Annotated in this window: 7 protein-coding genes; 2 read left to right on the top strand and 5 right to left on the bottom strand. The window is 51.9% G+C overall.

Annotated elements, in window-relative coordinates; all coding sequences use genetic code 11:
* The 4 genes from OXH16_00680 to OXH16_00665 form a co-directional block, all read right to left on the bottom strand.
* A partial coding sequence (locus OXH16_00680) for a cadherin-like beta sandwich domain-containing protein (protein MCY3679879.1) occupies positions 1 to 4070 on the bottom strand: 4070 nt, incomplete at its 3' end.
* A gap of 35 nt (positions 4071 to 4105) precedes the next feature.
* Positions 4106 to 4513: a peptide-methionine (R)-S-oxide reductase MsrB gene (msrB, locus tag OXH16_00675; GenBank protein ID MCY3679878.1), complete on the bottom strand. Its 408-nt coding sequence runs from the start codon at positions 4511 to 4513 to the stop codon at positions 4106 to 4108.
* 18 nt (positions 4514 to 4531) lie between these two features.
* Positions 4532 to 5041 (bottom strand): UGSC family (seleno)protein, encoded by a 510-nt coding sequence (locus OXH16_00670; GenBank protein MCY3679877.1) that lies wholly within the window; start codon positions 5039 to 5041, stop codon positions 4532 to 4534.
* Positions 5038 to 6468, bottom strand: a complete 1431-nt coding sequence (locus OXH16_00665) for a thioredoxin family protein (protein ID MCY3679876.1) — start codon at positions 6466 to 6468, stop codon at positions 5038 to 5040. The genes OXH16_00670 and OXH16_00665 overlap by 4 nt, the downstream gene beginning before the upstream one ends.
* Before the next feature lie 673 nt (positions 6469 to 7141).
* Here OXH16_00665 and OXH16_00660 point away from each other — a divergent pair.
* Positions 7142 to 9118, top strand: a complete 1977-nt coding sequence (locus OXH16_00660) for a hypothetical protein (protein MCY3679875.1) — start codon at positions 7142 to 7144, stop codon at positions 9116 to 9118.
* A 2-nt stretch (positions 9119 to 9120) separates the two neighbouring features.
* Here OXH16_00660 and rnd read toward each other — a convergent pair whose 3' ends face one another.
* Positions 9121 to 10287 carry a ribonuclease D gene (gene rnd, locus OXH16_00655; GenBank protein ID MCY3679874.1) on the bottom strand — a complete coding sequence of 389 codons (1167 nt, stop codon included), beginning with the start codon at positions 10285 to 10287 and terminating at the stop codon, positions 9121 to 9123.
* Positions 10288 to 10635: 348 nt separating this feature from the next.
* Between rnd and OXH16_00650 the strand changes: the two genes are divergently transcribed.
* The coding region (locus OXH16_00650; GenBank protein MCY3679873.1) for a transposase at positions 10636 to 11086 on the top strand (451 nt) is incomplete at its 3' end.

Genomic DNA, 11086 nt, shown 5'->3' with positions numbered 1-11086 from the left:
GTACCGGGGTTGATGGTCAGGTTGTTCAGCGTTGCGTCTGTCGATATTGTCACTTCGTCGTCCAACACGAGTACGCTCGCCAGGGATGGGTCGCCTATTATATAGCCTGTTCCAGCTCGCACTTGTGCGGTTACCACGCTGGCGTGTTCATCTATATCGTCATCGTGCGTTGCGACAGTCAGCGTGGCGGTGGTTTGGCCGGCGCTGATGGTGACGGTTGAAGGCGGTGTGCCGCTGAGGGTATTGGCGGTTTCGGTTATGTTCACGTTCACGGTTAGATCGGTTACCGAGGGCTGGCTTGCTGTGATTGTGAATGTGGCAGGCGTGCCTTCGGTGACGGGTGTCGTGTTCGCTTTAATGGTCACCTGTGGGAGCCCTGTTGGCACACGGTTGACGGTGATGGTATAGGTCAATTGGGTGACGCCATCCACGGCTGTTACTGTTACTGTGACGTCCATCGTGTCACCGGTAAATGGTATGTTCAATGAGGTGGTGTTCTGGCCGTTGATGGCTACGGTTGCGTCCGGGTTATTGGGTGTTGGTGTGACTGTTACGGACGAGGTCGCGTTCGGTACTAATGCGGTGTAGGACAATGTCTCCGGGGCGAATGTCGGGGTCATAACGCCGGGGTTGATGGTCAGGCTGCTCAGGGTTGCGTCTATCGCGGGTGGCAAGTCGTCATCCAGGACGAGTACTCTGGCTGAGGATGGTGTGCCTACTACGTAGCCCATTCCGGCTCGCACTTGCGTGGTTACGACACTGGCGTGTTCGTCCTTTTTATCGTCGTCTGTTGCTACTGTCAGGGTGGTTTGGCCAGCGCTGATGGTGACGGTTGAAGGCGGTGTGCCGCTGAGGGTATTGGCGGTTTCGGTTACGTTCACGTTCACGGTGAGTGTGATTGTGGGTGCAGGGGTTGCTGTGATTGTGAATGTGGCAGGCGTGCCTTCGGTGACACCTGGGGGGTCCGCTGTGATTGTTATTACCGGCGTCACGCCCGGTATGACTACCATCGCTGTCAACGCGCTTTCCAATTCTTCGGGATAGCCCAAGTCGTCATTGAAGTTTACCCGAACTTTTAGCCGGTAACCACTATCGGCTGTTACCACTGTGTGCGTCGAGCCTGTGGCTCCGGGGATCTCGGTTTCCATACTGCCGATTACGCGGATCCACTGATAGGCATAAATGACATTGGTGAGGCCATTGGCATCCCGGATGTTGGAGACATCTGTTTTTAGGGTTTCACCTAACTCGGGTTTGCCGATGATTATTGGGGCACCTGTTGCTGGCGAGTTCGGAGGTGTGTCGTTGTCGTTGACGGTTACGCTCGCCGAGGATGGGGTGCCCACTGTGTAGCCCACACCTGACGTTATTTGCGCCATTACAGTACCAGCGGATTCGCGCACATTGTCGTCGTGTGTTGCTACTCTTAGCGTGGCAGTGGTCTGGTTGGCGTTGAATGTGACGGTTGAGGATGGGGTGCCGCTGATGACATCGCCTGTTTGGGTGACGTTCACGTTCACGGTTAGTGTGGTTGCCGGTCTGAGGTTCGCTGTGATTGTGAATGTGGCATCCGTGCCTTCAGTGACTGTTGAACGATTCGCTGTGATTGTCATCTGTGGAATGTCGTTGTCGTTGACGTTGACGGTTGCCGAGGATGGGGTGCCTACAGTATAGCCCGTTCCGGTCTGTATTTGTGCGGTTACTTCGCTGGCGATTTCATCTGCATTGTCGTCGTGCGTTGCGACTTTGAGGGTGGCGGTGGTCTGGTTGGCGCGGAAGGTGACAGTTGAGGGGGGTGTGCCCCTGAGGACCTTGCCGGTCTGAGTGACGTTTACCCGTACCTTCAGTGTGGTTGCCGGTCTGGGATCCGCTGTGATTGTGAATGTCGCATCCGCGCCTTCGGTGATGGTTGTAGGATTCGCTGTGATTGTCACTCTTGGCTGCGGTGGACCTCTTGGCGCTGCGTCGTTGTCGTTGACGTTGACGGTTGCCGAGGGAGGGGAACCTACTGTGTAGCCTGCTCCGGCTTGTACTTGTGCTGTTATCGAGCCATTTGGCTCATCTGTATTATCGTTATCCGTTGCGACTGTCAGTGTGGCGGTGCCAGAGGTGCCGATGCTGACCAGACGCATGCCCGGTGTGCCGTTGATGAAGTTGCCGATCTGAGAGACATCCACCATCACGTTTAATGAGGTTGTAGGTGCGGGAGACGCTGTGAACGTAAATGTCGCATCTGTGCCTTCGGTGACAGGTGAGGGACCTCGCGAGATGGTCACTTGTGGGCTTTGTGGATTTTGTGGGTTCTGCGGATTCTGAGGATTTTGTGGGTTCTGCGGATTTTGAGGATTTTGTGGGTTCTGCGGATTTTGAGGATTTTGTGGGTTTTGTGGGTTCTGCGGATTTTGTGGGTTTTGTGGGTTTTGTGGGTTCTGCGGATTTTGTGGGTTTTGTGGGTTTTGTGGGTTCTGCGGATTTTGTGGGTTTTGTGGGTTTTGTGGGTTCTGCGGATTTTGTGGGTTTTGTGGGTTTTGTGGGTTCTGCGGATTTTGTGGGTTTTGTGGGTTCTGCGGATTTTGTGGGTTCTGCGGGTTTTGTGGGTTCTGTGGGTTTTGTGGGTTCTGTGGGTTCTGACCCTCGTCGCCAGATTCGTCGTTGTCCTCAAGGATGACGGTTGCGATGGATGGGTTGCCTACGTCATAGCCTGTTCTCTTCAACAGTTCCACGCTTATCTCGCCATTCGGTTCATCTACCTGATCATCTTCGGTATTGACTGTTATTGTGGCGGTGGCCTGGTTGGCGTTGAAGTAGATCGTGTGAATGCCCTCGCCCGGTGTGCCGGTGATGAAATCGCCGATCTGGCTGACGCGCACTTCTGCGTTTAGTGAGGTCGTCGGGGCAGGGTTCATTGTGATTCTGAATCTCTTGGTCTGACCTTCGATGATGGTTGGAGGATTTGTGTCAATTGTCCCGATGGGCATTCCTCCACTTACGACTGCTGTCAACGCGCTTTCCAAATAGCACGTGCCATTATTGAAGTTTACCCGAACTTTCAGTCGGTGACCACTATCGGCTGACACTATTGTGTATGTGCTACCCGTCTCACCAGAGATGGGATTTGAACCTCGGTACCATTGATAGCCTGTCACACCGCTGAGGCCATGGGAGACGGTTAATATTTCATTCTCGTCGAGATTGCCGTTGATTGTTGGGGCTCCAGTTGGTTGCCAGCCTGAGGGAGTATAAACATCTATGCTCACCGCAGATGGATCGCCTACTTTATAAGCATCTTCTCCGGCGCGAACATTAGATCCTCCATAGTAGAAGGCATCGAAGAGAAAGGCTTCAATTTTGCGCCCCTGCGTGTGCCCACAGGCCTCTTCCTGCACGCGGAAAGAATACGATCTCTCCCCCGGCGTGTTCGAATGAAAACTGCCGCCGTTCGGATGAAGCATTTGCACCATCGGTTCCCAGTCGGTAATATCCGGCAGGTGTCCGCCCACCCGAAAATCTACTCGATGCCTCTTGTCGTAAGGTGTGGTGCGCTTTATTTTGAGCGTCACTTCGTCGCCTATTGCGACCCGCGTTTGGTCTGTGTGAAGCGTTACTACCGAAAGTGGAGCATTTGTCACTGGTGGATTCTCATTCGCATCCTCGTCAATCACCTGCACGGATGCATTATCCTGGTCCTCATCAACCGTGTAGCCTTCCCCTTCTTTTATATCCACGTGTACCTTGCCCCAGTTTTTGTCGTTCGGATCCTCCGTGAAATCTTCGGTTGGCACTGTCAGTGTGTATTGGCCAGAGGTGCCGACGGTAATTCTCGTAGGACGCGTATAGCTGCTGGGGATGGTATTGCCCGTCACTTCTATGTTCACCGTCAGGTTGCTGGTTGGGGCTGGTGAAACCGATATGATAAATGTGGCGCTTTTGCCTTCCATGATGCTGGTAGGACTTGACGTAATTGTCACTTCCTGCGCGCCCGCCGCGATTGGCAGTGCCAGCAGGAGGATAAAGGCTGTCAGGTGGGTGCGGATGATGTGCGAGAAGATTGGTTCAATTTGTGAGAACATTTTTTCGGTCCGTAAAAGCTCTCTTGAGGCGTGTTTCACGACTCTTCATCGCGGTCCAGATCAATGGCTACGGAGTTGATGCAATAGCGCAGGCCCGTGGGGGCGGGGCCGTCGTCGAAGATGTGACCCAGGTGGGCGTCGCAGCGGGCGCAGGTGACTTCGATGCGGCGCATGCCAAAGCTCAGGTCTTCGTGCTGATTGATGCGTTCGGGGTCAATGGCGTCAAAAAAGCTGGGCCATCCGCAGTGGGAGTCGAATTTCTGGTCTGAGCGGAAGAGTTCGGCGTTGCAACATACACAGCGATATACGCCTTCTTCGCGGCAGTCCCAGTACATGCCGGTGAAGGCGCGTTCCGTGCCTTTTTGACGGCAGACGTAGTATTGTTCGGGCGTGAGTTGCTCTCGCCATTCTCGGTCTGTTTTGGTGATTTTTTCGTCGTTCATTGGGAGGTGTATCCTTTGTTATACACTAATGCTTTGCATGATGCGTTCAATAGCGCCATCGGCAAGTGCCTGCATTTCTTCGTCGGTGCGATCCTGGATAGGATGGGCGACGAAGACGCGGGCGGGATTAAATCCCAGGGCGGTCGATTGGGCGTCGGCTGCTTCTCGGAATGGCTCAGATGCGACAAAGACGGTGGGTATGCCGCGCGCTTCCAGGTTGGTCGTATCGTGCACACTGCACGTTGTGCAAGACCCTCAATCGGCCAGGCCTTCGACGACGATATCGCATTCAGTGGCAATTTGTTGCTGGAGTTCGACAGGTGCCGGGCGCGTGAATGTGGGTTTGATGTAGCGGTTGACTTTGAGGTTGCGCTGCGCGAGGTGCGTTTCGATGCGGTCGAGGAATACGTCGCCCCTGCTTTTGGATATGTCGAGAAGCCCGATGGTCAGTCCGTCGAGTGATTGCGGGCGTTTTACCCGTTCTCTTTGTGCTGGTTTTTGCTCGGATGTGGGGTCGAGCATTTTCATGGTGAGATCTCCTTTGTGATGGATTGGCTGCCTCCCCAGCTGCTGATGAGGGCAGAGAATAAGCCCGCGTCTCCGCCTGCGCGGACGATGTGCAATGTGTTGTTGCGAAATTTGGGTCGTGTTTCGTTGTCTTTTGTTCGCTGTTCGGAAATGCCTTCCGGGATGCCGCCCGCGCCTTCGAGGAGTTCTGCGACGGGGAGTTGGAGATACTGATTTAGTGTGTCGCGGAATCGGGTTTTTGACCAGCCTGCGTCTGCATAGCGGCGGGTGTGTTCTGGCGATATGACCAGTGCGGGAGGCGGGCTGTTTGCGTGTTTGGGATGGCCGTTGGCTTTGAGGCAGGCGGCGAAAGATCGGCAAAGCGCGTCGGGTTCTCGGGATGCCTGATCCATGATGGGGGTGACGCCGCTGGCTGCAAAGAGGGAGACTGTGGATGCGTCAGGTGAATATCCCCTTTCGACGGCGAGGGATTCCCAGGGGGAATCGTCTTCGCGTTCGGCAAAGCAGAAGGTGTATTTGCCCGGGTTGCCGAGCGTGGCGCGATCAATGCCTCCGGGGATGCCGCCGCCGATGTTGCGGATGACGAGTTGGAGGGCGCGTCCGATGGTCGCGTTGGCGCGATTGCCCTGCCCGAGCGCGTTGACTCTCGCATTCATGCCGATTTCGCGTGTGATCGGTCCGTTGACGACGATCATGGGGCCTGCAAAGAATGTGGTGGCGAGCAGTCCGTGCATGCAAAAGGCCTCTGTGAGTGCGGTTTCAACCGCTGCGAGTACGACGGGGAGGTATTCGGGTTTGCATCCGGCGAGGACGGCGTTGATGGCGACTTTTTCTACGGTGCATTTGTTGTAATTGGGAGGGACGATGCCCACCAATTCGTCGGGGGAGCGGGTTGTTCCCGATAGCATGCGCATTACGCGTTCTTCGGTGGGTGGGACGACGGGCAGGCCGTCGCTCCAGCCGCGTGCAAAACAGGTTTCTATTTCGTCTTCGAGAGAGCCGATTTCAATGCGCCGGGCTGTGAGTACGGTTTCGCCAAATTGGACGGCGAGTTTTTCAGCTATGCCCGGTTCGATGCTTTTTGACCCGCATCCCGGGCGCGATTCGGGCAGGTCTGCGCCGAGGGGGCTGAGTTTTGATACGGATTCCCAATCGCCGCGATGCCATCCGACAGTCCGCGCTACTTCTCGCCCTTTTTCAAAACGGAGCAGGGTTGGTACGGTTTCGATATTGAGGCGATACGAGTGTTCCAGACCGGTGTCGTCAATAAGGTTTGCAATTCCCGTGGGAAAATCGGGATTGTCCTGCGTGTAAACCGCGAGTGTATCGTCCCGATTTTCAATTTGCCTGAGCACAGGTGCTATGAGGGTGCAGGTCGGGCAGTCCTGCTTGACTACAGCTATTAAGCCATTGGGTTGTGTGCTCATTTATTTTTTCCTTTTAAATATTTTTTTGCGCAGATTGTCGTAATTTATCGGTTCCAGGTACGGCGCAGCACAGATGGTGAAGTGTTATTTTGCCTGTAAAAACAGTTATGCACTACAAGTTTGAGGCCCGCTCCTTTACGCTGTTCAAACGAGAGACTTCTTGCAGCATAATACTTATATGCAATATCTGTGCCAATGTGAGTCTGTTTGGGTGGTCACACTCACAAAGAATTGTTTTTATTTAATATACAGTAATGAAAAAAGAAAAAATTAGATAAAGAGATTTTTCCCATTAGACGGTATATCGTCCAATTTTTATGACCAATAGACGATATACAAACTAAGGGATGAATAAAAATCTTAAGAGGGGATATAAGGGGATATACAAGATATTGTGGGGAAATGAAGCAATGGACTGTTAATGTAGAACAGGTCGCGTTTTTAGGGAAGAAAAAAATACAAAGTGCGTTCTGCCTGTTTTTATAGCAGTGAACGCGCTTTTTGAAGATTGGTCAGATCAAGATGATATACCAACCCGATATGAAATCTTAAAAAAACTGAGAGCACAAGATATTGTGGGGAAATGAAGCATACAATACATTCTTGACAAATGCGCGATATATCATTACCCACAATACTATTGGATACTTGAACGCGAACTTATCTCTATCTTATGGCACTTGCACAATCACAATCCGAACCTGCACACCCGCGGCGTATTACCATTCGATCCATTGTCCTGGGTACGGCTACTGCGGCGTTGCTCAATATTTACAGCGATTACACGGGCATGATTTTGGGGTCTGCGTCGCTGGTCAAGTCGCAGTTGTCTATGGCGATGCTTTTGCCCTTTGTCGCGTGGCTCGTGATCAATCTCATTTTGAAGCTGGCATGGCCGCGCATGGCTTTGCGGGGTACAGAGCTTCTGGTTATTTACAGTATGTCGTGGATTGTGGGCACGGTTTCGGCAAGTGGGTGGACGACCTACTGGGGCGGTATTGTCAGTACGCCGTTTTATTACGCTTCGCCCGAGAATCGATGGGAAGAAGTCCTTTTTGACATTTTGCCGTGGTGGTGTTTGCCGCAGGCAGCGCCTGAGATTATTCGGACGTATTACGAGGGTCTTCCCGATGGCGCGAGCATTCCCTGGCGCGGATGGCTGGCTTCTCTGCACTGGTGGTTCGCCGTGTCTATTGCTCTTGTTGTTGCCGGGTTATGCCTCGCGGTTATTTTTCAAAAGCAATGGGAGGAGAACGAGCGTCTCACTTTTCCTCTCGCGGCTTTTCCGATTGCACTGACTGAGGGCTTTGATGAACCGGGTCGCGTTATACCCGGGATTTTTCGGAATAAACTCTTCTGGGTGGGGTTTTTTGTTGTTTTCGGTGTTTTTGCCTGGAATATTCTCGGTTATTTTGCTATCAGTTTGCCCCGAATTGGCATTTACGACGGTTATTTGACCAAAGAGGTGCCCATTGCGCGCAATTTTCCATCGTTCTATTTGCGTATTCTGCCCCCTGTTTTGGGCCTTACTTATATGTGTAATCTGGATATCCTTTTCAGTTTCTGGGCTTTTCGTCTTATCGCTATTGTCAAAGAAGGGGTGATGGCTCGCACGGGATTTAATGTGGGTCTTTCCGGGCAACAGGCAGAAGCGAGTGAGATTCTGATTTTAGAATCTCACGGTGCTTTCATTTTTCTGGCGGTGTGGGCGGTATGGGTCGCGCGAGGCCATTTGCGAGATGTTCTTCGCGCAGCCGTGACGGGTGAGGCAGATGATGGTCTCGTATCTTATCGCCTGGCGTTGCTCGGGTTTATTGTGGCGACTATTTTTGTTTTTGGCTGGTTCATCGCAGTGGGGTTGTCTCCTTTTCTCGCGCTCTTCCATCTCTTATTACTTTATGCAGCGTATTTTACTGTGGCAAAATACACTGCGGCGAGTGGCTTTTCTTATCTTTTTCCAGTTGGGGGTAAGGGGGGGCAAATTGTCGAGATTTTTACGGGGACCGCAACGCTCACGCAACAAAATACCGTTGCATTGGGTGTGATTAATTCGAGTGCATTTTTTGGCAATACGCGCATTCCCGCATGGCCCGCGCTGCCTCATCATCTCAAACTTTTAGGGAATGATGCCCGCCGTCGCTGGGTTTTCTGGATCGTTCTGCTGGCTTTTGCCTCGGGGTTCTTCGGGTCGTGTCTTTTTATTGTGTATTTGGGATATAATTACGCGGGTCAGAATCTGGGGCTGTCGGGTTTTAGCGGGTCCAATATTCGCACGTACGATCGCATGGTTTCCGCTATTGTTGGTGCGGATAAAACGGTTTTTGATCCGGGGAAGATAGCAGTCTGGATTTTTGGGTTTGGGCAAGCGGGTCTGCTTATGCTCCTTCGCAATCGCATCCCGTGGTGGCCCTTGCATCCCCTGGGTCTGGCTTTTCAGAAGATGTCGGGGTCTCGGGTCTATGCCTTCAGTATTTTTCTGACCTGGGCGTCCAAGCTCATTATTCTGCGCGTCGGTGGCATTTCGCTCTATCGGCGCTGTATCCCTTTGTTTTTTGGCCTTGTGATCGGTTATGTCGTCGGCGTGGGTGTGTCTTCTATCGTCGATTTTACCTTTTTCCCAGAAGAAGGGCATTCTGTTCACGGGTGGTGACACTATGCCTTATCGCGGATCAAGTTTGGCAAGTGGGTGTCGGGATTGATGCCGATGGCGTGTTTGCCGTTTAAGAGTGCGATCAGGTCTGCGCCTAAAAATTCGCGTCGCCAACCTGTGTGCAACGGATTATCCGTCGCATTTTTTTTTGAAATGAATGCTTTGACTTCTGTTCGGGATGCCACCATTGCGATGTCGATGCCTTCTGATAGACATTGTCCGCGCAAAAAAGCCATGGCGAGGTCGAGGCGCGCATCCTCAAAGGGGTCGGGTCGCACAGGTGGCGATATGGGTGGGCAATTTTTTTCGTCGGTTGCCAATCCGCGCTGCACAGCGTTGAGGAGACTATTGCCGTACTGATTTATGGTTGCTCTTGAGATACCCCGCAATCGTTTTAACGACTGAATTGATTGCGGCTTGCGCCGAGCAATTTGCACGATGGCGTCGTCCCTTATGATCCAGGTTCTGGGGCGGTCTGCCTGTCGCGCTTTTTTTTCGCGCCATGCGGCCAGTTCTCGCACGATGGCCATATCGCGTCTCGATAGTCGCCCCGTGCCTTTTATGCGCATATATTGTTCTTCGGGCGCGCGGTCGTCGTACAATTTGGCAACATCGTACTGACGGAGTTCTTCTGCCAACCAGTTTTCCCGGCCTCGACGATGAATGTCGGTCAGGAGATGTTCGCGCAGGGCGGGCAAATATCGCACGTCATTCAGGGCGTATTCGAGTTGTCTGTCCGATAATGGTCGCCTCAACCAGTCTGTGCGCGTTTCTGTTTTGGGCAGTTGTATATTGAGACACATGTGCAATAGATTGCTCAGCGATAGGGTTGAACTCATACCCACAAAGCCCGCTGAGCAACGCGTGTCAAATATATTGCGGGGGATAGCATTTGTTATGCGTCTCAATATCCAGAGGTCTTGCTGTGCATCGTGCAAAATTTTCACGGTGTGGCGATCTGCTATTAATGCATCCAGGGGTGATAGATCCGATAATGCGACGGCATCTATCAGGTGGCAATCATTTTCTGCAAGTCCCACCTGTATAATGCCCAGGCGGGGATAGTAGGTTTGTTCCCAGACAAATTCTGTATCAATGCCCACACAGGGCGCGTTTAGGGCGCGGTGGACGAGGGTTTCGAGCGCGTCTGGTGTATTGATTAGTGGCATGAAAAGACCGTTCTGGTTAATATGTTGAGATCAAGGTATCACATCACGCGCTTAATATCAAGTACGGAACTTGTGCCTTATCAGAAATGCGCGTAAAACCCATTCGCAGAGAGCTTTAGCGTTGGGTCGCATGGCGAAGCGCATAGAATTTATGGGGCGGCTTTAGCCTGGGCGATAGTCCTCAAGGGACTATCGGCGGCTGTGGTGCGGTGTACAAGTGCGCCAGCACTTCATCAACAAAACTCATTCCATATTACACTTGACAAAAACAATACATAAATATATATTTTTATTATGGTTAAGTCGTTTAAATACAGATTGCGTCCGACCAAAAAGCAAGAACAAATCTTGCTGGCACATATTGACGAATGTCGTATTCTGTATAATCAACTACTCTGTACAAGAATACAAACATGGAAGAATGAGAATAAGTCTCTCTCTCAATATGACCAGACTAAAACAATACCATTGTTGAAACAACAACACGCCGCTTTCAAGCAAGTATATAGTCAGGTATTGCAACAAGTATCGGCAAGGGTGGATTTAGCATTCAAAGGATTCTTTCGTCGTCTGAAAGAGAAGTCAAAGACAGGCGAGAAAGCTGGCTTTCCCAGATACAAGCATGAGCATCGCTATGATTCTATCACCTATCCTCAGTTTGCCAATGGATGCCGATTGGACGACAAGGGCTTGCGATTGGGCAGTATTGGTTGCATTCGCATTGTCCAGCACAGGTCACTCTTAGGTATCCCTAAGTCTTGCACAATCACACGCACAGCAACAGGCAAATGGTTTGTAT

The organism is Gemmatimonadota bacterium, from assembly GCA_026705765.1.
GTDB lineage: Bacteria > Latescibacterota > UBA2968 > UBA2968 > UBA2968 > VXRD01.
Note: the sequence above shows the minus strand (reverse complement) of the source record. Positions and strands in the feature narration are given on the sequence as shown.